Below are 23,187 nucleotides of genomic sequence, written 5' to 3'. Positions count from 1 at the left end.
CTGGCGACGCCGTGCAGGGCGGGGCGTCAGGTGTCGGGCTCCTGAGTGAAGTACTCTGCCACCTTCTCGAGAAAGTTCGGCTGGAGGGACGACGCGAGCTGGAGCTTACGGATCCCCTCGACGGTTTCGCACAGTTTGTTGAACGGCAGGAAGCCACACACGTTGGGGAGCGCCTTCTCGCGCAGCGAGAACGTCGGGCGCTGTATCTCCTGCTCGACCTTGTCGCGGCGCTCCTCGGGCGCGACAAGGTAGAGTTTGATGTCGAGGTTCGGCTGGAGGGCCAGGAGATCCGACATCCGGAGCAGGCCGGAGTAGATCGACGTGGTGCACTCGACCTCGAACGCTGCGACGATCGAGTTGCCTTTGAGCCAGAGCACGTCGATGAGCTCGATGGTCCGCGTCGTGGGCTCGTTGAATTGCGTGGGGAGCTTCTGGACCACGCGAGAAAGCTCGCCGAGTTTCTTGCCCTTCCATGTTCGGGAGCGATCGTTGCGCGCGACCCAGACGTCGAGACCCATCTCGGCGCCGAGCGTGAGGAGCGTCCACTGGATCTCCGTGTGCCGCGTGGTCGCCGCGGGCCCCTCGTCCTCCGTCGTGGCCTGCACCGGGGCCGGCGGCTCCTCCGGCTCGGGCACGGTGACGTGCGCCTCGATCTTGCGACCTCCCTCGCCTTGCTCGACGTAATACCGGAGCTTCCGGGCGAGCTTCCAGGCAGGAACCGGGCGAAATACGGGCTTCTTCTGCGCGCCTTGGATCAGCTTTACGATGAGCGCGCCGTCCTCGTCGCGCTGGAAGCGGTTCGGCGACTTGCGCAGAAAGCCCTTGAACGTGCCCTTCAGCGAGGCGTCCGCGTAGAAGTCCACGCGGCCCTCCAGATCGTCGAGCGGCACGCCGTGCTCCGGCTTGAGCAGGATCCGAGGCTGCACATCGAGCCGGAGGGGAAAGTCGTCGTCCTTCCAGATCTTCGCCGTCGTCTTGCTGGGTCCGATGACATCGAGCACCGCGACCCAGCGCGCGACTCCGGTGATGTAGCCGATGAACGTATCGCCGGGCTTGATCCTCTTGAATGCTGCCTCGTTCTGCGCACCGGTGCGAAAGCCCAGGACCTTGGCTTCGGCTTTCTGGAACTCTGCGTACGTGGTACCGTTGAAACTGCCCAGCCAGTACGTCAAGGATCTACCTCCGTGTCCGAGGAACGTCGGCGTGCGGACGGGCGCCGTGGTTTCTTGAGCTCGGTCGTATTCTGGGAGCTGCGAATGCGCTCGAGCAACACGCTCGCCGGCTCGTCGTGCGGGTCCTGCGGGACGAGCTTGCCTTCGAAGGCGCGCTTAAGGACGGATTGGCGGAGACGCTGGGCGCGGGCGAGCTGAACATTGACGCTCTGCTCCATCTCGTCGATGATGGATTGCAGGCGCGCGACCTCGGTCAGAATACGCCGCTGCTCGGCAATGGGTGCGATGACCACCGGCCACTCGAGCATGCGCTCGGCTGTCAGATGAAGAATGCCGACACCAGGCGCCATCTTGGCAAATCGACCCAGCAAGGCATCGCGCATGAAGCCCAGGTGTAGCCACTCCGGGGCAAGGTCCGGGCAGTACGACCGAACTCGGAGCAATGTCTTTTGATAACAACATCCAGGAATCTCTCCTCGCCAGATCGCCGGCTTGCCTACCTCGCTCGGACTGCCCGAAGCCTCCGAAAGCAACACGTCTCCAGGTGCTAACCGGTACCGCTCCGGATCTGGGAATCCCATCTGCTTGACGTCGCTGAGGTCGAGCCCGCGCCATGTAATATTGGCGGCACGGACATAAGGGTACGTTACCTCCGCCGCAGCATGCACGGGGGCTCGCTGCTGACCTAGCTGTACATCGGCGACGCTGCCAAGCTTCGCCCAGGCCCATCCTTCCGGCAGGTTGGGAAGATCGCTCGCATCCGGCCCTTCTGGCTCCTCATACTTCACCTTCCATCTATCGTCGCTATGTATCTGCCCCTTCACCTTCATCTTCGCGAGCTGGTCCCCCTCCCAACGGGCACGGCGCTCCTCCAGGATGCGCCGGAGCAGGACGTCGCCAGGCTCGTACTCGCGCCCCTCCTTTCTCGCGAGCTCGGCCTCGGTGGGCACGAGCCGCCCCTCGCAGGCCGCCTTGAGGACGGCTGCACGGTAGCGCTTCAGGTTTGCGAGTACGCGCTCAAGGGAGGCTACCCCGGCATCGATGTCCGACAGGTACTTTTCGACTTCTTCTAGTATCCGGGTTTGCTCTCGGAGCGGCGGGACTGGAACTGGGAGCGCTCCAAGCTTCGTCATATTGATGGAAGCTAGGTTCGTGGTCTGCTTTCCGTGCTCAAGGAAGTACTGCTGGCCGCGCGTATTAGCATACCAAGACAACAGCTTTGGATGAATTACCCCAAAGCGAATCCTAGCACGGAAGACATGGTTCTGGTGTATGCAGAGGGGAAGCTCACCGTTCCAGATCCATCCTCGGCCGAGCTTGTCTCGGTCGCCTCCCTCGTTGAAAAGCACGTCACCAGGAATGAGACGAAGTTCAGAGATTTCTGCAACAGAAGCCTCGATCTCCTTAACCTCAGCAAGATCGAGATAGCCACGTTGCACGTTGGCGACACGAAGGTATGGGACTAGCTGTAGTCGCTCGCCCGACGCACGACGCTGTCCCTTCGTGATGCCTCCCTTCAAGTCCGCGATCGCAGCGAGTGACGTCCATGACCACCCACGCGGCAGCTCTCCTTCCATCACGCCGCCAGCACCTCGTTCAGCTCCTCCATCACCTTCTCCAGCTCCGCCCCAAACACCCTCGCCGCCTTCCCCACGCCGCCCATCCCAGCGAACGGCGCATACTCAAAATCCTCGACCGAGATCTCCAGGTTCGCCGCCATGTGATCCCGTATCGCCTCCAGCCACGCCCGCTGCTCCGCCGAGAACTTCCGCCCCTGGTTCGCCTGCTGCGTCATCCACCGCTCGAACCGCTCCTGCACCCGCTCGCGGAAGGGCACGAGCTCTTCCTCCTGGTGCAGCGCGAACCGCACCAGCGACACAACATCCGTCAGCAATCTCCCCGCCCCCGCCCCGCGGACCTTGTCCCGCTCCAACGTCTCGTACGCCCGCCACAGCACATCCGGCGTCCACTGCCGCGGCGGCGCCTTGATGGCGTCGGCGAGCGCCTTCACGTCCTCCGGCTTGAGCCGCTGCCGGTGCGGGCGGCTGTAGAGGATCTGGAGCGCCGTGATCTGGTCCCGGTGCTTCTGGCAGAACGCCTCGAACGTGCTCGTCAGCGCCTTCGCTCGCTCCTTCGCCTCGTCCGAGAACCCCGCCGCCGTCACCTCGTCCTTCGTGACCGCGTCGATCGTCTGCTCCAGGCTCTTCTTGACGTCGGTGAGCGCCCTGCGCAGCTCCGGGCTCGCGCGGAGCGGCTGCACCGCGTCGCGCAGCATCTCCTTGCGCACCTTCTCCAGGACGCTCGCGGGCGGCGCTTCCCCCGCGGGCAGCCCCGCGACCACGCGGGCGCGCTCGGCCTGCGCGTCGGGGTCGATCGCCTCGACGATCTTCGCGCTGAGCTCCGCCAGGCTCTGGCCCCCGGCGAGCTTCGCCAGCATGGCCCGCTCCTCCGCGCCGATCCGCCGGTCGAGGCGCGCCAGCCTCCCCGCGAGCGACGAGAGGACGTCGACCTTCGTGCTCCCCTGCGCCACGGCCTCGAGCAGCTTCTCGAACCCCACCGTGCGGTTCTTCTCGAGCGGGAGCGCGTCGATGAGATCCGTCTCGCAGACGCCGACGCAGTCGACCAGCACGAAGCGGTCCTTCGCGAGCGCGTCCGGCGTGACCGCCTGAAGATCCGTCGGGTTGATGACGCGCACGCCGCGACCCTTCATCTGCTCGAAGAAGTTCCGGCTCTTCACCGCACGCATGAACATCACGATCTCGAGCGGCTTCACGTCCGTGCCCGTGGCGATCATATCGACCGTGACGACGACACGCGGGTCGTGCCTGTTGCGGAAGGACGAGAGCAAGTTCTCTGCCTTCAGGCCGTTCGATTTGTACGTGATCTCCTCGATCTCCTTGCCATCAGGGCCCATCCGCTTCTCGACGATGCGCGCGGTGCCCGTCTTGTAGGTGATCTTCTCGCAGAACTCGTTGCCCTTGCCGAACTCCTCCCGGACCGTCTGCACGATGTCATCGGCGTGGCTGTCGTCCTTGGCGAAGATGAGCGTCTTCGGCACGACGCTCCGGCCCGGGAAGATCTCGGTGAAGAGCCGGTCGCGGAACGTGCGGACCACCGTACGGATCTGGTCGACCGCAACCACCTGGCGATCGAGCGCGGCCGCGTCGTAGGTGAGGTCGTCGTCGAGCAGCTCCCAGCGGACCCTGCGCGTCTCCCGGTCGCGCCGGCCGACGATCTCTTCTGGACCGGCCTCCACCGTGGCGCCCTTCTCCGTGATGCGCGTGCGGATCTTGTACACGTCGTAGTCGACGTTGACCCCGTCGGCCACGGCCCGCTCGTGGTCGTAATCCATGACGAGGTTCTGGCGGAAGAAGGCGAAGGTCTGCTTCGCAGGCGTCGCCGTGAGGCCGACGAGGAAGGTGTCGAAGTACTCGAGCACCTGCCGCCAGAGCGAGTAGATGCTGCGGTGGCACTCGTCGACGAAGATCGCGTCGAACGCCTCGATCGGCAGCGCCGGGTTGTAGGCGACCGGCACAGGCTCCCGGAGCATCTCGCTCAGGCTGGCCAGGCCGAGCTCCTCGGCTTCGGGCGGGAGGTCCCCGTCGCCCTTCAGCATCGAGTACAGGCGCTGGATGGTGGTGATCACGACGCGCGCGACCGGATCGAGCTTGTTCGAGGTGAGCCGCTGCACGTTGTACAGCTCCGTGAACTTTCGACCATCGTCCGGGGTCACGTACTGCTGGAACTCCTTGAGCGCCTGGCGCCCGAGGTTGTCGCGGTCGACGAGGAAGAGCACCCGGCTCGCATCGCCGAACTTGATCAGCCGGTAGATCGACGTGATCGCGGCAACGGTCTTCCCCGCGCCGGTGGCCATCTGGATGAGCGCCCGCGGCCGGTTGTCGCGCAGGGACACCTCGAGGTTGCGCACCGCGCGCACCTGCGCGACCCGCAGGCCCGCTTCGGGCACGTCCGGGAACGTGAGCAGCCGCGTGCGGAAGGACGCGGGATGCAGGCTGAGCGGATCCGGACGCCCATCGACGCGGGGCAGGTAGACCGGCTCCGAGGTGATCCAGCGGCTCAGGGTCTCCGGCTTGTGGAAGTGGAACACGGAACGGCTGCGCGGGTCGGGGTCGAGCCGGTTGGTGAAGGCCGTCTCGACCCCGGTGGACTGGTAAAGAAACGGTAGCGGCCGCACCGGCGCCGGCAGGAGGTCCGGGAGCCCAGCGGAGTACTTCTCGGTCTGCCCCTCAACACCGGTGAGCGTGGTGCCGACCTCCTTCGCCTCGATCACGCCGACTGCCTCCCCGTCGACGTAGAGCAGGTAGTCGGCGAAGCCGTGTCCGCGCTTCAGCGGGAACTCACGGACGGCGACGCCATGCGCCGCATCGAGGTTCATCGCCTGCCTGTCCTGCACGGCCCAGCCGGCAGTCCTCAGCGCGTCGTCGATGTTCTTCCGGGCAGCATCTTCGGGACGAGTCATGGGCTGGATCAGCAAGCGTAACGAAAGCAGCAGGTTGGCGTCGATACCGAGGCGTGGTGGGGGGCCATTCCACCCGGAAGCACCGGGTAGGATAACGACGCCGGAGCAGGCGGGGGCGGGGCGCCGCCGCGCCGCGGGCTGGATCGGAGCCGATGAAGGCATCGGTCGCGTGCTGGAGGGCCTCCCTAGTGCGCGCGAGGGGCTCCGCCGCCGGCACGAAGCCTTCGGTCACCGGCACGAAGGCTTCGGTCGCGCGCCGGAAGCTTCCGGCGCGGGGCGCGATGCTGAATTTGCCGGGAAATTTCGTCCTCCGGCGGACGCCGAAGGGCGCCGGGACCAGGACGGGAGCTGCAAGTCCACGAAATGTCGTGCTCAGGACCGCGCCGGAGGGCTTCGTTTTCGCGACGGAAGCTTCCGGAGCGCGCCGGAAGGTCTCGGGCGCGCTCCGGAAGCCCTGGTTGGTGTGCTGGACTACTCCAGATCGGTCGCGTCGGTCTCGTCGAGCGGTTCGCCCGGCTTGGATGGCGCGGCGGCGGGCTTCCGCTGGGGCGCCTTACGGTTTGCGAGGCCAAGGCGGATGAGGTAGCCCCGCTTCTTGACGACCGCGCGCGCCGTGGTCGACCACTCGTCGAACCAGGCGCGCAGCTTGGAGAGCGCCTCTCGCCGGCGCGCGGTCTCCGGGAGCTCGGTCGTCTCCGGCAGCGGGGAGGTCGGGCCGAGCGCCACGTCGACGAGCCCCTTCAAGCGCTTGCGCTCGTCCTTGTCGAGTCCCCGGGTCGCGAGGAACGCGACGGCCTTCTTGTCGCTCTGCTTCGTCCCGGCGCGGTCCGGGTCGGCGCCGCTCTCGAGGGCGTCGAGCCGCGCGAGGAAGGTGGCCACTCCCCGGACGGCGGCGGTGCCGGTCGAGGGCGCGAGGTCCTTGAAGACGTGAGCGTGCACGTCGGGGAAACGCCGGCGGAGCGCGGCGCCATAACGGGCGAAGTTGGGCTCATCCCACTGGTCGAGCTCCGCGGTCGCGGCGCGCTGCGCCCTGGCATCTGCGGTATCGGGCGCCGCGCTGCTCTTCCGGGGAGCGGCGAGGACGTCGAGGAGGAGCGCGCGCCCCTCCAAGATATCGTCATCGGTCATCCCCGCCTCGGCCATCAACGTGCGAATCGCGGCGACAGCGCCCATCCCCATCAAGAACTTGGTGACGCGCTCCGGCGTGGCCTCGAGGACTTCATTCGAATACTCCATGCGGATTTCCTCCCTGCCGACCGGCAAAGCCGGACGGCGGCAATGAGAGCGGAAGTTACGATGGGAGCTCCCGAGATTGGAAGAGGATTGTTGAGCTCTCGCCGTCCTCCGCGCGTCGTTTTTTTGCTGCTCGCTGCCTCGGCCCGGCCCGACCAAGATTCGAGCGTCAGCGGCTCATCGCTTCCCCTTCATCGTTCATCGAGCGCTGCCGCGGTGTCGCGCACGTGAGGAGCCTGGCCTCCCGGCGCGCAGCGCGGACTCTCATGAGCCCCCGGCGTCTGCGGGGAAGGCCCGAGCGACGGTGCGTGCGTCAAGGACGGAAGAGATGGCGCTCGGAGCGCGATCCACGGCCGAGCAATGTCCTAGCGCTTTGGTGGGGACGCTTGCTTCTGGAAAACGTGCGGGCGAGCGTGCGCGAGCGAGAAAGATCGCGGGGTGGAGACAATGAGCATGATCGAGAGAGCCAGACCGGCGCGACGGAGGGCGATCCTTGCGGTCGCCGTGGCCGCCCTGGCGCTCGGCGCGACGGCGGCCGGGTGCTTGTGGAAGTTCGGGGACGACACGTTCGGGAGCTTCTGCGCGGCCTCGGTAGGCGGCGAGGAGCACTGCGTGGGCGAGAATCATGGTCCGGGCGCCGCGTGGGCCCAGGCCGAGAAGGACGGCGCTCTGCCCATCGAGGTGTGGGCCACATGGCCGAACAACAAGACGCCGGAGGAGATCGTCGCGAGCGAAACCTCGCTCGGCGTCTGGTTCGGCCACATCGACGACGCGATCGCGTACGTGCGCGACGACGCGAGGAACGCCGAGTCGCTGCGGGCGACGCTCGCGGGCAAGCTCGCGCGGCTGCTCGACGAGGCGAGGGTCCGCCAGAGGGTGCTGCTCGCGGAGGCGCCGGTCGACGCGGCCGGCAACTTCACAGCGGCGATGCTCGACAAGGCCAGCGCCGAGAGGGAGCCGCTCGCCGCCGCGCTCGCGGCCGACAGGCAGGCCATGGCGGCCGTGCAGGCGGTCTTCGACCAGGCCCGGAGCGACGTCGCGCTGCTGCGATCGAAATACGCGGGCGTCGCGGCGCGCTTCGCCGCGTACCGCGCGACCGAGGCGGCGGCGTACGCGGCGCTCTCGGCGCAGGCGTCGCGGTCGGACATCGACGGCCTCGACGGCGTGGAGCAGGCGGTGCTCGCGACGGCGCGCGAGGCGAGCCGCTCGCCCGGCGAGCTCACCGCGGAGATCCTGAGGTGGTCGGCGACGCTCCAGGTCTTCGCGGCCTCCTTCGATGAGGCGATGGCGCCGCACAGGGAGCTGCTGGCGACGCACGGCGCGGTGCTGCCGGACATGACCTCGGGCGCGCTGCGCTCGCTGAACGCGATGCTGGGTTACGTGAAGGGTCGCGTCGCCCGGAGCGACGCGACCGCGGCGGCGCTGCTCGGCGGCATCGCGCTGCGCCGGCAGGCGCTCCGCGTGCTGCAGATGGACGAGGGGGCGCGCGAGGCCGTCGCAGGGGCGCGGACGCGCAAGGCATCGGACGCCTTCGAGCAGCGTGCGCGCGCGCAGGTCGCGGCGCTGTCGGCGGCGCCGCCGGTGAGCGAGAAGCTCGGGCTGCCGCTCTTGGCCGAGCGGTGCGGGGAGCTCCTGGCGCTGGCGCAGCTGCGACCGCTCTGCGAGGCGGCGGGGTCGTCCTGGCGCGAGGTCGGGTGCGCGGAGCTTCGAGGAAGGTTCGACGCCGCGGAGGCCGAGCTCAGGACGGGGGTGCCGCAGAAGATCGCGGCGGGTCTCGCGGCGCTGCGGGAGAAGGGCATGGCCGCGGCGGAGCTCGACACGGCTCAGGCGAGGCTCGACGCGGGGGACGTGAAGGGCGCCGCGATCGCGTATGACGCCGCCGTGCGCGGCGCGGAGGGGACATGAAAGGCTCCAAGGACGTTGCGCTGCGCGGCCGGAGCGCCGCGGTGTTCCAGAGGCTCGTCGCGCTGGTCACGGCGCTGGCGGTGGTGGCGCCCTCGTTCGCGTGGGCCGGCACGCCGTACAGGCTGGACTGGGTTAGCACGGAATCCAGCGCGTCGTGCGAGGCCCCTTTCCTCGCTCACAACGGAGGGACGTACTTCCATGTGAACGACACGCCGCTCCCCACCTACGAGGTTCCGGACACGCTGGTGACCCACGATGACGGCTCGCAAAGCCACCAGGCGGAGGCGGAGTTCGACTCGGTGCTGCTCCGGTTCGGAGCGAACGACTTCCACTTCGGTGTGCGGAACGCTGGCGGTGACGACTGGTGCACCGACGCGCACGAGCTTGTGAGCCTCGTCTCGGAGCCGCTCGGCTTGAACAAGCCGCTCTTCCATGTGCGGCGCAGCGGGACGGCGTTCTCCGGCGCCACGACCCTCGACCTGAGCCTCGCGGAGGTCAACCCGGCGCTGGCGCGCGACATCGAGATCCTGCTGGCCGAGATCGCCAAGGAGCGCGCGGCGCTCGTGGCGAACGCACGGGCGGTGGGCCTGCTCGCGGAGAAGCTGGACCTGCTCCAGCAGCTCGACACCGAGCTCAAGGACCTTGTCGGCCGGCCGCTGGACGAGATCTCGCGGACCGACCTCGACGCGATCCTGGACCGGTACGAGGACGCGGTCGCGCCGGAGACGCGCGCGGCGATGGAGCAGCTCATCGACGACCTGAAGCAGAGCGTCAGCGACCTGGAGGACGAGGTCGCGCGGCTGATGGACGAGTTCGGCGCGCAGGCCGACGAGGTGGCCGACCTGGCGACGGAAGACGCGCGCGCCGAAGGCTGGGATCCGGACGATCCGCATGCGTACGCGCTCCGGGAGAGCGAGGTGCCGTGGGTCGAGGTGCCGGACGTCGCGGAGGTGGAGGGGGCGTTCGACGAGGGGAGGGATCCCTACGCGGCGTACGCGGACGCGGTGCTCGCGGCGCTGGAGGCGGACGTGAGCGGCCGGGTGGTGGTCTTTCGGGCAGACTTCGTGGCGAACGTGCGGGCGTGGCGAGCCAACAGCGCGGCGCTGGAGATCGCGCTGCGCGACCGGATGGGGGTGTCGCTGGCGGAGACCAACGCGTTCCTGAAGGCGCAGAACCGGATCACCGGGTTCGTGCGGCAGTTCATGGATGCGTCCGACTGGTTCATCGAGACGCCGATCCCGCCGGATCTGCGGGAGCAGGTGGACACGGTGCTGAAGCCGCGGTTCGACGCGCTCGCGGACCAGATGAAGGACAACCTCAACCTGTGGACAGGGGACGGGTTCGATCTGGAGCAGACGCAGCTCTACCAGACGATCAGCGCGTTCGCGGGGGCGATGTCGACGGTCACTGAGGGGTTCGGGGCGTACGCGGAGGTGATGCAGACGCTGGTGCACGCGACGACGCGCATCGGGGTCGGCTTCGTGCCGGTGGTGGGGCCGGCGCTCGATCTGTGCGAGGCGGTGACGGGGAAGGCGTGGTGCCTGCCGTCGGGCGAGGAGCTCAGCGACGAGGAGCGGATCTTCTCGGGGATGGGGTTCGGACTCGGCGCGGTCGGGCCGATGTGGCGCGCGGTCAAGATCAGCAGCGGGCTGCGGCCGGCGGCGATCCGGGTGGCCGGGGAGATCGCCGAGATCGAGGAGGTGTTCGCCAAGATCGTGAAAACGAAACGCGTCCGGGGGTACAAGAACCTCCGCGGGGCGATCACCAAGTTCGATGTGGACATCTTCGAGAAGAAGGCGGCGAAGTTCCTGGTGGACGACGGCAGGTCGCTCGTCGGGGTCGGCGACGATGGTGTACGCACGGTGCTCGACATTCCGAGGGAATCAACCTCTGGTGGGTATGAGGGGAAGGCGCCCGACTTCCTGTCCATATCCATCGGGCACAAGCTGACGGTGAGCGAGGCCAAGGGCGGGAAGATCGAGGTCGACACGGTGCGCAAGCAGCTCACGAACGCCATGAAGGCGCTGAAGGATAAAAGGCTCGATGGAGACGTGGCCCGATACGAGCTCATCATGGAGCAGGGTGCGAAGTTTGATGACCCGAATATCACGGTTCGGGACGGCTACCTGTTCAACTGGAAGACGGGAAAGAACGTAACCTTAATAGACTCCAACAAGTTCATCATGGTGATCCGGCTATGAGCCAATCACAACCTTGGTTCTATGCGTGGTGTGACGAAGCAGAACGGCTCGACGGGTTCGCCGCGGCCCTGTCGGCCCTCGTCAACCCGGGGGCTCTCCTCAGCCTGATGATGAGCCACCAGCAAGGGTGCGAGACACGCTCCGTGGAGGAAGTGCTCGCGATGATCCGCGCTCACTTCGGAGAAACGAACAACGCTCACCTAAGCTCTGGCATGAAGCTGAACGGTTCCGAGTGCGCCATGCCGTTCGGTCTCAAGTGCTACACCGACGAAAGCGAACGTCTCCATCCTTGGGGCCCGCTCCGCTTGACTGCGGGCTCACGCAAGTGGGATTTTTACCCCTACGAGCTCGCGGTGAGCAGGGGCCCCCGCTCCGTGGAGGCCGAGGCCGCAGCCGCCTACCACGTGGTCCAGGGCGACGTCGAGGACCTCCTGCTCCGCCTCTGCGCGCCGGACGCGAGCGGGCGCGTGCCGACCGGCGCCTGCACGGACAAGGAGGACTGGCTCGCCCCGGTCGCGATGTGCGCGACCTACAACGCGAACGCCGCGGAGTTCGCGCGCGACCTCGCGCTGTCATGGGTGAGCCTCCACCACAAGGAGAGCGTCCCGCGCATCGCAGGCATGTCGCTTTCGGCGCTCCGCGCGCGCGTCGACGCCGCGCCGCACGGCGCGCGTGTGCCCATGAACAGCACGAGCGAGCTCACGGGCTCGCTCTCACGCGAGACCGTGCTCAAGGCGCTCGCGACGCCGCCGGCCACGCTGCTCGAAGCGCTCGAGGCCGCTGCGGTGCCCGACGACGCGTGGCGCGCGGCCGAGCCCCAGGCGCGCGAGCTCCTGGAGCTACGCCGCCAGCTTGACGACGAAGCCGCGGGGGAGGTCCCCCCCGCCTTCTGGGTGGACATCACGACGCGCGAGCACACCCGCTTCCTGGAAGAGCACGCCCCCTTCCACGTCCGCCGCCTCCCGAGCGGCGGGGTGGTGCTGGCCACGCACCCGTACCGCACGCTCTGGCCGCTCTGGGCCGACGCGCTCTTCGTGCTCGGCCTCCTGTCCTGACGCAGGCTATCTCATGAGGATGATCAAGCGATGAGAGAAGGGCCGTTTTTCTTCGCCTGGTGTGACGAGGCACAGCGGGTCGATGCGTTCGGCGCGGCGCTGTCGGCCCTCATCAAGGAGCAACAGTACTTTATCCGCGCGATCATGGACCGCGACACGGAATGCAACACGATCTCCGTGGACGAGGTGGTCGCGCTGCTCCGCGCCCACTTCGGGCGCACCGACGCCGAAGCCTACTTCGTCGCGTCGTTGAGCCAGGAACACTTCGTCCATTGCATCCTTCGCTGCTTCACCGACAGGAGCGAACGTCTCAAGCCGATGGGCCCCATCCACATGCACGCCCGCCAGATCGAGGACTTTTCCCCCATGCACATGGATCTCGCCCTGGGGAGGGGCCCGCGCTCCGTGCAGGCCGAGGCCGTGCTCGCGTGGCACATGGCCCTGGAGGACATCGACGACGTCCTGCTCCGCCTCTGCGCGCCGGACGCGAGCGGGCGCGTCCCGACCGGCGGCTGCACGACGGCACGGACCTGGCTCGCCCCGGTCGCCATGTGCGCGACGTACAACGCGGACGCCCGCGACATCGCGCGCGATCTCGCCCTGTCGTGGCTGTGCCTCCATGACAAGGAGAGGGTGTCGCGCATCGCCGGCCTGCCGCTGGAAGCGCTCCGCGCGCGGGTGGAAGCCGCGCCGCCTGGGGCGTGCGTCGCGCTGAGACATAGCAGCGGGCACTCGAGCTCGCTCTGCCGTGAAACCGTTCTCAAGGCGCTGGCGACGCCGCCCTCCGCCTTGCTCGAGGCGCTCGAAGCAGCGGCGGAGGTGCCTGACGGCGCGTGGCGCGCCGCCGAGCCGCGCGCGCGCGAGATCTACGAGAGGACACTCCCGTTCAGGGGACGCGACGGACAGGGCACGGAGACAGGCAACGGCTCGCCGCTCTCGCAGGTCGAGATCACCCTCGACCACTTCGAGTTCCTGGTCGATCACGCCCGGTTCCACGTCCGCCGCCTCCCGAGCGGCGGCGTGGTGCTGGCGACCCACCCGTACCGCACGCTCTGGCCGCTCTGGTCGGATGCCCTCTTCGCGCTCGGCCTGATGTCCTGACAGAGGCCGCGCATGCTCTTTGTTCTCCGGGCGTCGCACCCGGGCGCCCACGTGCTGGACGGCGCACCCCTCCCTGAGCGCGCGGAGCGCGCGATTAGGGAGGGGCGGGCCGCGCGCAGGCGCGAAGCGCCGAGCACGGACCGGGGGTGGGCATCCACTCTCTCTCAGCTGTTCTTCGCTCTTTCGGAGCCATCCTCATCGATCGAAGCCGAGGGATGGAACCCGGATGATCCGTGGGCGTACGCGCTCGGGGAGAGCGAGGTGCCGTGGGTCGAGGTGCCCGACATCGCCGAGGTAGAGGGGGCGTTCGAGGAGGGGAGAGACCCGTACGCGGCGTATGCGGACGGCGTGATCGCGGCGCTGGAGGCCGACGTGAGCGGCGACGTGGTGGTCGCGCGGGCGGACTTCGTGGCGAACGTGCGAGCGTGGCGGGCGAACAGCGCGGCGCTGGAGATCGCGCTGCGCGACCGGATGGGGGTGTCGCTGGCGGACACGAACGCGTTCCTGAAGGCGCAGAACCGGATCACGGCGGTCGTGCGGCGGTACATGGATGCGTCGGACTGGTTCGTGGACACGCCGGTGCCGGCGGACCTGCGGGCGCAGGTCGACACGGTGCTGAAGCCGCGGTTCGACGCGCTCGCCGACCAGATGAAGGACAACCTCAACCTGTGGACAGGGGACGGGCTCGACCTGGAGCAGACTCATCTCTACCAGACGATCAGCGCGTTCGCGGGGGCGATGTCGACCGTCGCCGAGGGGTTCGGGGCGTACGCGGAGGTGATGCAGACGCTCGTCCACGCGACGACGCGCATCGGGGTCGGGTTCGTGCCGGTGGTCGGGCCGGCGCTCGACCTGTGCGAGGCGGTCACCGGGAAGGCGTGGTGCTTGCCGTCGGGGGAGGAGCTCAGCGACGAGGAGCGGATCTTCTCGGGGGTGGGCTTCGGGCTCGGGGCGGTCGGGCCGGTGTGGCGCGCCGTCAGTCGCGCTGGCGGGCTGACGCCGGATGCGATTCGGGTTGCCGAGGAGATCGCGCAGATGGGCGAGGAGCTCGCGACAGCACTGCGCGCACCCCGACGCACATCATACAAGACGCTGCGCGGGGCGGTCACCACCAAGTTTATCGACGCGTTCGAGCGCAGAGCGGCCAAGTTCCTACTGGACGATGGGCGGGCCTTGATCGGCGTTGGCGACGACGGCGTGCGCACGGTGCTGGGTATACCGAGGACGGCTCCTCCCTACAGCGACATCGCGAAGGCGCCCGATTTTGTGACGGTGACCCGAGGGAACAAACTGGCAGTGAGCGAGGCGAAAAGTGGGACGCACGTCCAGGAAGCGATCAAACAGTTGACGAACGCTCTGAAGGCGCTGAAAGAGAAGGGGCTCGCCGGCGACATCACAAGAGTCGAGATGATCATCAAGAAGGGCGTGGCGTTCGACGATCACAACAAGATTATCAAGAATGGCTATTTATTCGACAAGGCCACAGGCAAGACCGTTCAGATTTCCGGAGAGGGTTTAAGCATTTTGTCAGGATCATCGAGATATGAGCGAGTCAAGCGGTCAGCGGGTTTTGAGGGAATCAACCCCTTCGTTCTTCGCGTGGTGTGACGAGTCGGATAGAATCGACGCATTTGCAGCGGCGCTGTCGGCTCTCGTTCACCCGTGGCGGTTCTGTAGCAGCCTGTCGATATTCTCGACATGGCATGATGAGATTCCTATTGACGAAGTCGCTGCGACGCTGCATGCCCAGTTCGGCACGGACGCGTACGCTTGGGCGTCCTTCGGCGTGACGCTAAGCTCCGGACGTGGGCTAGGCTTCAGCGGCCACTGCTGCGGCGACGGGCAGCTCCGCCGCGGCGCCTCAGGTCCTCTCGGCATGTCGCCGTTCGACAAGGAGGAACTGCTCCCGCTTCGCCTGCCCGTCGGCTTGCTCGCCAACGCGAGATCGGTCGAGATTGAGGCGGCCATGGCGTCACTCGTTGTCCAAGAGGACGTGGAGGATCTCCTGCTCCGCCTATGCGCGCCAGGCGCGAGCAGGCGCGTAACGACCGGAGGATGTACGAAGCTCGGGCACTGGGGCGCCCCGATCGAAATCGGCGCGACCTACCACGCGACAGCCACGGAGGTCGTGCGTGATCTAGCTCTCTCGTGGGTGCACCTGCACGACGGCGACAAGGTGGAACGCGCCGCGGGGTTGTCGATGGACGCGCTGCGTGCGCGCGTCGACGCTGCTCCGCACGGGGCGCGCATCGCAGTCAAAGGCGGCGCTGAGGTCTCGCGGGAAGCAGTGCTACGGGCCGTTGATACTGCACCGGAAGTGCTTCTCGACGCGCTTGAGGCGTCCGCGCTCCCGGACGATGAATGGTGCGCCGTGGAGCCCTATGCCCGCGAGGTCATGAAGATAATCGCAGAGGGCGCGCCCGCGCACGACGTGGACCTCACCACGCGCAAACACGTCCGGTTTCTCGAGCAACACGCCCCCTACCACGTGCGGCGCCTGCCGAGCGGCGGCGTGGTGCTGGCGACGCACCCGTACCGCACGCTGTGGCCGCTCTGGGCCGACGCCCTCTTTTTGCTGGGCATCACGTCCTGACGCGACTTGCCCGCCTGCTCTCCCTCTCAGGTTCCCACCTGGATATGCGGGACGGCGCACCCCTCCCTGAGCGCGCGGAGCGCGCGATTTGGGAGGGGCGGACCGCGCGCAGGCGCGGAGCGCCGAGCACGGGCCGGGGGTGGGCATCCGCTCACAAGGCTGCACGCTAGACCAAGACAGGACTCGACCCGAGCGCCGCGCGGTAGAGGCCCCCAGCAGCCTTCCCGCCCTCCCGCCCAGGACTCCGGATCTCTCGCGGCGACTCCACCCCTCCAGCCCCGCAGGCACCCTTCCAACCGCGGCTCCCCCCGTGTGATAGGCTCGCAGGACGCATGGCCCCCTACCGCTCCTCTCGCGAGGACCGCGCCGCGCCCCCGCCGCCGCCCCCGGGCCCGGTCGCCGACATGGTGCAGCAGTTCGCCGACCCCTACGCCTTCCTGCGGGAGCTCGTGCAGAACGGCATGGACGCCGGCGCGCGGAAGATCGCCGTGCGCGTCGAGACGCTGCCCGGCGCGTGCGCCACCTCGGTCACCGACGACGGGTGCGGCATGAGCCGCGAGGACATCGAGGGCCCGCTGCTCACCCTCTTCAACTCGTCGAAGGAAGGCGACGCGACGAAGATCGGGAAATACGGCGTCGGCTTCGTCTCCGTGTTCGCCCTCCAGCCAGAGCAGGTCGACGTCGAGACGTGGCGCGACGGAAACGCATGGCTCCTCCGGCTGCACAGCGACACGAGCTACGAGCTCGAGGACGCCGGCCCGCGCCAGGGCAGCGGCACGCGCGTGACCCTGATCCAGCGGCTCGACCGGGAGGCGTTCGTGGAGCACGCGCGCCGCGCGCACGCCGCGCTCCGCCGCTGGTGCCGCCACGCCGACCGCGAGATCACCCTGAGCATCGCAGACCACGAGGGGGGCTCCCGGACGGGCGCCCTGCGCATCGACGCGCCGCTCGCCATCGCAGCGCCCGTCTCCGTGACCTCCGTCGAGGAAGAGACCACCGTCGTGGTCGGCCCCTCCGCCGGCGCTCAGCACCTCGCACAGCCCACGAGCGGGGACCCCGCCGTCGAGCACGGCCAGAGCTTCGCCGGCTTCTACAACCGCGGGCTCACCCTGTTCGAGACCGCGGACGAGCTCTTCGGCGGGCTCTCGGGCGTGCGGTTCAAGGTGATGAGCCCCCACCTCCAGCACACCCTGAGCCGCGATAACGTGCGCCGCGACGACGCCTTCTGGGAGGCGATCGCGCGCGTGCGCGAGCTCGTCAAGGGTCCGCTCCGGCGCGAGCTCGCCGCCCGCCTCCCGCAGGCCGCGGCCGCGGCAGCCGCCGGCGAGGCCGAGGGCGCCGCCGCCTACGCGGCGATGCTGGAGGCGGCGCTGTCGCCGCCGACCGCGCTCGATCCGGACGAGATCCCGTTCCCGCTCGCGAGCCCCGTCGCAGGCGACCGGAGCCGCGCGGGGCTCCGGGCGCTCACGCCGGGGCGCGAGCCGCTGCTCGTGGCCAGGCGATCCGACGCGCTGACCGCGGCCATGGCCCGCAACGGGCTGCCCGTCGTGCTGTGCAACCACCCCGCGACCAGGGCGCTGCTGAAGCGGTGCTTCCCGGCGGCGCGCGTCGAGAAGGCGCACGCCGCCTACCTGCTCGTGCGCGAGGAGCGCGAGGAGCCGAAACGCGCCCGCGCCGCCGACGCGGTGCTCCTCCAGGTGATCGCCGACGCGCTCGCGCGCGCCCGGCACGGGGTCGCCCGGGTGAGCCTCTGCCAGGTCGAGGGCGCCCTCCGCCAGCGCAGCGGGTTCCTCCTGCCCTGGAGCGGGGAGCGCGCCGGGCCCGAGCAGAGCTGCCACGCGGCGCGCGAGGTCGTGCGCCGCGCGGCGCGCTTCCCGCCCGGACACGCCCTCTACCTCAACATCGAGAGCGACACCGTGGCCCTCGCGCGCAGGCGCGCCGCCGTCGACGCGGTGACCGCCGGCAACCTGCTCGCCCGCGCGCTGCTCGTCGAGGCCAAGGGGCCGCTCGATCCCGAGGACAGCGACCGGCTCCTCGACCTCTCGGCGAGCCCGCCGCCGCGCGCGGGGGCGGCGCGCGGCGAGAGGGCGCCCGCAGGCGGCGCGCGCCCCGCGCCGAGGGGGTCGCCGCGATGAGCCGGATCGTCGCCCGCGGCGCGATCCGCGTCGATGCCCGCCGCGCCGTCCAGAAGCTCAGGGAGCACCTGCTCGTCGACCTGGACCTCTACCTGCTCGAGCTCGTCCGCGCCGCCGCGGCCGGGGGCGCGACGCAGATCGATCTCCGCTACGACGCCGACGACGTCGTCGTGACCTTCGACGGAGAGCCGCCCGACGGGCCCGCCCTGACGCGCCTCCTCGACCACGTGCTCAACGCCGCGCCCGACGCCGCGTCCCGGAGGCTCCGCCTGCTCGCGCTCGGCGTGAACGCGGCGCTCGGGCTGCGCCCGGCGCGCGTCGACCTGCTCACGACGGGGCCGTCCAGCGAGGCCAGCGGCGCGAGCTGCACGCGCGTGCGCTTCACGCCCGCCCTGATCGAGGCGCCCGCCGAGGCCCCCGCGCCGGCCGCCGGCCCCGCCTGCGACGAGGTCCCGAGGCCGCCCGGAATGCCCGCGGCCGGCCTGCGCATCGAGGTGCGGCGGAGGCTCGGCTGGTCGGTGCTCCGCCGGGCGATCACGGGCGATAGCCCGCCCGAGCTGGCGCACCTCGCCGCGGCCACCGGCGATTTCCCGATCCCGATCGCGCTCGCCGGCGAGCCGCTGCGCCGCGCTCTCCCGAGCAGCGACCTCGCGGTGCTCGTGCGCGTGCCGTTCCACGTGCGCGGCGCGCGCCGCGCCGCGCTGGAGATCGTCGCGCCCCCCGAGCCCGAAGGAGGTCCGGCCAGCTCGGCGCCCCGCTCGCGCCCCCTCGCCGCGCCCATCTCCGCTCCCCTGCCCTCGGGCCTCCCCGCCGTCGACTACCTCGAGCGCGGCGTGCGGCTCGTCCGCGAGCGCTGGAGCTTCGATCCGCGGTTCCCCTCGGCGCCCTACCAGGGCGTCGAGCTCCCGGTCCGCGTCGTCGTCGACGCGGACGCGCTGCCCACCAACGCGTCGCGCTCGGCGGTGCGCGAGGACGCGCCCCTCCGCGCGCGGCTCCGCGAGGCGGCGGCCGGCGCGCTGCTCGACGCCATCAAGGCCCTCGCCGCGCTCGTCTACGGCGAGGGCGCGGTCCCCGACGGCGCGCTCGTCGTCGACGAGGACAGCGGCCGGCTCGCCGACGCGCTCGCGGCCTTCGCCTGCGTCGCGACGGGGGCAGCGCGGGCGGGCGCCGAGCTGCCCGCCGAGGCGCAGGCCGTGCGCGAGCTCCCGCTGCTCCGCGACGGGCGCGGGCGGCCGACGTCGCTCGCGGCGCTCGACGCGCACGATGGGCCGCGGCTCTTCCTCTTCCGCGGCGACGCGAGGCTCCCGAAGGAGCTCGCCCCCTGGGCCGACGACGTGGTCTGGAGCCCGGGGGGTCTCGTCGAGCGCGCGCTCGCCGGGCTCCCGCTCGCCGACGCCGAGGCCATGATCGAGCAAGTGAAGCTCGGCGCCGAGCGCCGCAGGGCGTTCCTCCTGCACGCGGTCGGCGATCCCGTCGTGCCGCCCTCCCCGGAGCACGCGTTCCGCGACGCCTTCCAGGTGGACGAAGGGCCGCTCGCCGGCCTCCGCGGCGAGCTCGCGGTCTTCGCCGACGCGCACGAGCCCCCGCGCGGCGCGGAGGTCCGGGTGTTCGTGGAGGGGCGGCACCTCGAGACCGTGGAGCTCGATCCCGCCGCCGTCCCCTTGCCCGTCGAGATCGCGCTCGCGTGGAAGGGGCGCGTGCGGCCGCGGTTCGCGTACGACGGGGTCGAGCGCGACGCGCGCTTCTGGCGCGCCGTCCGCCACGCGCTGAAGGTCGCGCTCGCCGCGGCCGACCGCGAGGCGAAGCGGCTCTTCGGCCCGGGGGACGCTCGGCCAGGCGCAGGCTCGACGACATCCGCGCCTGCGCCCGAGAGCGAGCTCGCGCGCGTGAGGCCCGCGCTGCGCGCCGCGATCGGCGCGGTGTTCTGCGCGCCTCCGCGCCTCGGCCCCGGCGACGGCGGCCCCGGGCGCGGAGGCGGCGCGGCGCCGGCCCCGGACGACGGCCTCGCGCCCTCGAGCTTCGAAGGCCTCCTGGACGCGCGGATCTGGCCCACGCTCACGGCGGGGTTGTTCGTCAGCCTGAACGGCCTCTCCGTGCTCTCCCGGACGACGCGCGGCCTTTGCACGGCGCCGCCCGAGGCGCGGGGGCGCGCGCCCGACCGGAGGCCGGTGCTCGCCGTCTCGCAGCGCGAGCTCGACTGGCTCGCCGCCGCGCTCCCGGAGCGCGAGTTCGTGCCCTACGCCCCGGGGCTCTTCACCGAGGACGAGCTCGCGGCGCGAGGGCCGGCGCGGCGGCGCGCGCTCGCGGCGTCCCTGGAGAGGCTCGGGGCGATCCCCGCCGGCGCGCCGGTCCTCGAGGTCAGCGGCCCCGGCTTCCTCGCGCTCGCCACGCCGAGCGACGCGATGGTGGAGGTGTGGCACCACGCGTCGCGGCCCCTCGCCACCCTGGAGGCCGCGCCGCTGTTCAGCCCCGCCGCCATCGCGATCGACGACGACGCGGCGGCGCCGAACAGCGCCTGGGACGGCCTCCTGTCGCCGCGCAACAACGCCGCCGTCCACGCGGTCGAGTGCGCGCTCTGCGAGGCGCTCGTGGCCGCGCTGGAGGGCGACGCCGCGGCGCGCGCGCGGCTCGGTCTGCGGGGCGATCCGCGCGGCAGGCCCGACGCCCGCGTGAGCGCCTACCTCCTCGACAGCGTGCAGGCGCTCCAGGCGCGCGCGCGGGCGCTCAGAAGCGCGCCCCTCGAGGCGGCCCGGAGCGAGCTCGCCGCCCGCATCCGGCGCCTGCCGCTGCTCGGGATGCTCGACGCGCGCGGCCAGGAGGTCGCGTGCTCGCTCGAGACCCTCGACGCGACGCACCCGGCGCCCGCGCCGATCCCGGTGCTCGACGCGGCGCCCGGCTTCGAGACGCTCTCCTGGCACCCCCTCGTCGCCCGCAACCCGCGAGAGCGCGCGGCCCTCATGCGGTGGGCCGGCGGGCGCGCCCTGCTGGCGCAGAGCGGGGTGCCGGCACGGCGGCAGCGCGCCGCGGCCGAGCAGGAGCGCCGCGCGTCCGCCGGCAAGGCGCTGCAGGAGCATGGCCCGCGCGGGGCCGCTGGCCCGCCGCGCGCGCCGCTCGCGCTGCCAGGCGCGCCCTCGCACCCGCTGCTGCGGGTGAGCGCCGCCGCGCTCGGCGTGCCGGGGCTCGAAGGCGAGATCGAGATCGTCGAGGGCCCGGTGTCGGACGCCCGCTTCGTCGGCCCCGACGGCGCGGAGCGGCGCGTGGAGGTGGAGCTGCCGATCCCGCTCCGCCTCCTCGTGCGCGCCGGCGCGGCGGACCCGTCGAGGGACGCCTCGCGCGCGATCCTGACGCGCCTCGCGAAGGCCGCTGGCCGCCACCTGATCGCGCTGGCGCCGCGCTTCGACGAGCTGCCGCCGTTCGCGCGGGGCCACGCGCGCCGCGCCGTCCTGAAGACGCTGGCCCAGGGCAAGCGCGTCGTCGCGGAGGCGGCGCGCGCGCAGCTCTTCCACGACATCGAGGGGAACCTCTTCTCGCTCGACGACCTCCGGCGCGAGCCGCGCGCCGAGTGGCTGTGCACCTCGACGCCGCCGCCCTACCCGAAGCAGCGCTACGAGCGGCCGGTCCTCGCGCTGAGCAGGCCCGAGCGGCTGCAGCTCGCGACCGCCGTGATCGTCAACGATATCACCGACGCGGTCGCGCGCGATCGCGCAGCCGAGGAGCGCCTCACGGCGCCGCCGCTCGCCGCCGTCGGCCTCGACGCGGCCGCGCGCGCGGCGTGCTTCGCGATCCTGCCCTTCGAGCGGCCGGCCGGCGCGCAGGAGGGCGCGCCGCCCGCGCACGGCGAGATCGGCCTGCTCGCCCCGGAGCACGCCGGGGCGGCGGGCATCGCGGTGCACGTGGGGCGCCGCCCGCTCTGCGCGCTCGACGCCGGCGACGGGTGGCCCCTGTGCGCGGCCGTCAACGACGACGCGCTCGAGCCGAACCGCGCCTTCGACGGGCTCAAGGCCCGCGGGGACGCGTCGAGGCTCCGGCAGGCGGTGCGCGACGCCGCCGCGCGGTGGCTGCGCGCCCGGCTCGCGCCGCCCGGCGACGCGCTCGCGACGCGGTGGATCGACGTCGCCATCACCTGGCCCCGGCCGCTGTTCGTGACCGGCGCGCTGTGGCTGCCCGCGCGGTGGCCGCGCGCGCCCGAGGTGCTCGTCGCCGCGCCCTCCGCGGCGATCCTCGGCGAGGGCCGCGGGGGCGGCGAGGAGCGCGACGGCGGCTTCACCCCCGTCGCGCTGCGCTGCGGGACGGGCGTGGGCTCCGGGACGACCGGCGTGGCCCCGCTCGCGCCGGTCGAGGGGAGGCTCCTCGTGTGGCCGCTGCGCGAGGGGCGCTGGGACGCCATCGCGGAGCTCGCCATGGAGGCCGCGGCCTCCATGGCGGCCGAGCTCTCGGATCAGGCGGCCGCAGCGCCGTACCTGTGGAACTTGCACCTGCTCGGCCGCCTCTCCGGCGGCAAGCTCGCGGCGCGGACCGCCTCCGGGGAGAGCGTCGGCCCGGCGGCGGTCCGCGCCGAGCTCGCGGCGAGCGGCTGCCTGTGGATCTCCGATCGCCGGGGGAGCGCGGACGGCGATTTCCCGGACGGCTCGCCGCCGTTCGTGCTGCTCGACGACGGCTCGCCGCTTGTCGAGGTGCTGCGCCACCGCGCCGCCCCCGGCGCGCTGCGCGAGCTCGGCGCCCTCGCGGCGACGCCCGCCCCGGCCGTGGCGCTCGCGGCGGAGATCGAGCCCGCCTCCGGGACGGGCCTTCCCGCCGCGAGCGCGGGCCCTCCCGCCGCGGGCGCCCGCGGCGCGGAGGCGCCCGCGGCCACGGGCGGCGCGGAGGCGCCCGCGGCGGAGGCGCCGCCCGACTCGAGCGGCGCGCGGGCCTGGGCGATCGCGCTGTGGCGCAGCGTGCTCGGCCTGCTCGGCGGCGAGGCGGCGCCGGTGCCCGGCGCCACGCCCGAGGGGGAGGAGGCGGCGGCCGGGAGCCCGCTCGCGGCCGCGCTCCACGAGGCCATCGTCCGGATGAACCTCGAGGGATCCCCGGTGCGCGCCGTCGTCGAGGGCCGCTCAGGGCGGCCGATCCGTTACGACGCGAGCCGGAGCCACATCGTCGTCAACACCGAGCACGAAGCGCTCGCGTGGCTGCGCGCGCGCGGGGCGCCCGACCCGGCGGCCGTCGCGCTGCTGGCGGCGGCCGCCGTCGGCGAGGTGAACCGGGCGCTCCAGTCGGTCACCGACGCGGAGGAGCGCCGGGCGCTCGATCATCTGCTGCGCTCGATCGGGTAG

The 23,187-nt window shown here is 71.1% G+C and carries 12 protein-coding genes; 8 read left to right on the top strand and 4 right to left on the bottom strand.

The window, feature by feature from the left end:
* Positions 1-26: 26 nt before the first annotated feature.
* From WMF39_RS46175 to WMF39_RS46160, 4 genes are all read right to left on the bottom strand, one after another.
* Positions 27-1,172: a hypothetical protein gene (locus WMF39_RS46175; protein WP_437742797.1), complete on the bottom strand. Its 1,146-nt coding sequence runs from the start codon at positions 1,170-1,172 to the stop codon at positions 27-29.
* Complete coding sequence (locus WMF39_RS46170; RefSeq protein WP_437742796.1) at positions 1,169-2,752, bottom strand: hypothetical protein; 1,584 nt, start codon at positions 2,750-2,752, stop codon at positions 1,169-1,171. Before WMF39_RS46170 ends, WMF39_RS46175 begins: the two co-directional genes overlap by 4 nt.
* Positions 2,749-5,652 (bottom strand): type I restriction endonuclease subunit R, encoded by a 2,904-nt coding sequence (locus WMF39_RS46165; protein ID WP_437742795.1) that lies wholly within the window; start codon positions 5,650-5,652, stop codon positions 2,749-2,751. The genes WMF39_RS46170 and WMF39_RS46165 overlap by 4 nt, the downstream gene beginning before the upstream one ends.
* Before the next feature lie 471 nt (positions 5,653-6,123).
* Positions 6,124-6,888: a hypothetical protein gene (locus WMF39_RS46160; RefSeq protein WP_437742794.1), complete on the bottom strand. Its 765-nt coding sequence runs from the start codon at positions 6,886-6,888 to the stop codon at positions 6,124-6,126.
* Positions 6,889-7,338: 450 nt separating this feature from the next.
* Here WMF39_RS46160 and WMF39_RS46155 point away from each other — a divergent pair, with 450 nt between their 5' ends.
* The 8 genes from WMF39_RS46155 (at position 7,339) to WMF39_RS46120 (ending at position 23,187) form a co-directional block, all read left to right on the top strand.
* Entirely contained in the window at positions 7,339-8,790 is a 1,452-nt protein-coding gene (locus tag WMF39_RS46155) for a hypothetical protein (RefSeq protein WP_437742793.1), read from the top strand.
* Entirely contained in the window at positions 8,787-10,991 is a 2,205-nt protein-coding gene (locus WMF39_RS46150) for a hypothetical protein (RefSeq protein WP_437742792.1), read from the top strand. Before WMF39_RS46155 ends, WMF39_RS46150 begins: the two co-directional genes overlap by 4 nt.
* A gap of 353 nt (positions 10,992-11,344) precedes the next feature.
* The gene (locus WMF39_RS46145; protein WP_437742791.1) at positions 11,345-12,046 is read left to right on the top strand and encodes a hypothetical protein; all 702 of its coding nucleotides are present in this window, start codon (positions 11,345-11,347) and stop codon (positions 12,044-12,046) included.
* A 30-nt stretch (positions 12,047-12,076) separates the two neighbouring features.
* Positions 12,077-13,147, top strand: a complete 1,071-nt coding sequence (locus WMF39_RS46140) for a hypothetical protein (protein ID WP_437742790.1) — start codon at positions 12,077-12,079, stop codon at positions 13,145-13,147.
* A gap of 12 nt (positions 13,148-13,159) precedes the next feature.
* Positions 13,160-14,755 (top strand): hypothetical protein, encoded by a 1,596-nt coding sequence (locus WMF39_RS46135; RefSeq protein ID WP_437742789.1) that lies wholly within the window; start codon positions 13,160-13,162, stop codon positions 14,753-14,755.
* On the top strand, positions 14,691-15,740 hold the full coding sequence (locus WMF39_RS46130; RefSeq protein ID WP_437742788.1) for a hypothetical protein: 1,050 nt from the start codon (positions 14,691-14,693) through the stop codon (positions 15,738-15,740). The genes WMF39_RS46135 and WMF39_RS46130 overlap by 65 nt, the downstream gene beginning before the upstream one ends.
* 332 nt (positions 15,741-16,072) lie before the next feature.
* Entirely contained in the window at positions 16,073-17,875 is a 1,803-nt protein-coding gene (locus tag WMF39_RS46125; protein WP_437742787.1) for an ATP-binding protein, read from the top strand.
* A complete protein-coding gene (locus WMF39_RS46120) occupies positions 17,872-23,187 on the top strand; it encodes a hypothetical protein (protein ID WP_437742786.1) in 5,316 nt (1,771 codons plus the stop codon). The genes WMF39_RS46125 and WMF39_RS46120 overlap by 4 nt, the downstream gene beginning before the upstream one ends.

Source organism: Sorangium sp. So ce1504 (assembly GCF_051521635.1).
Taxonomy (GTDB): Bacteria; Myxococcota_A; Polyangia; order Polyangiales; family Polyangiaceae; genus Sorangium; species Sorangium cellulosum_B.
This window is presented reverse-complemented; position numbering and strand designations above follow the sequence as displayed.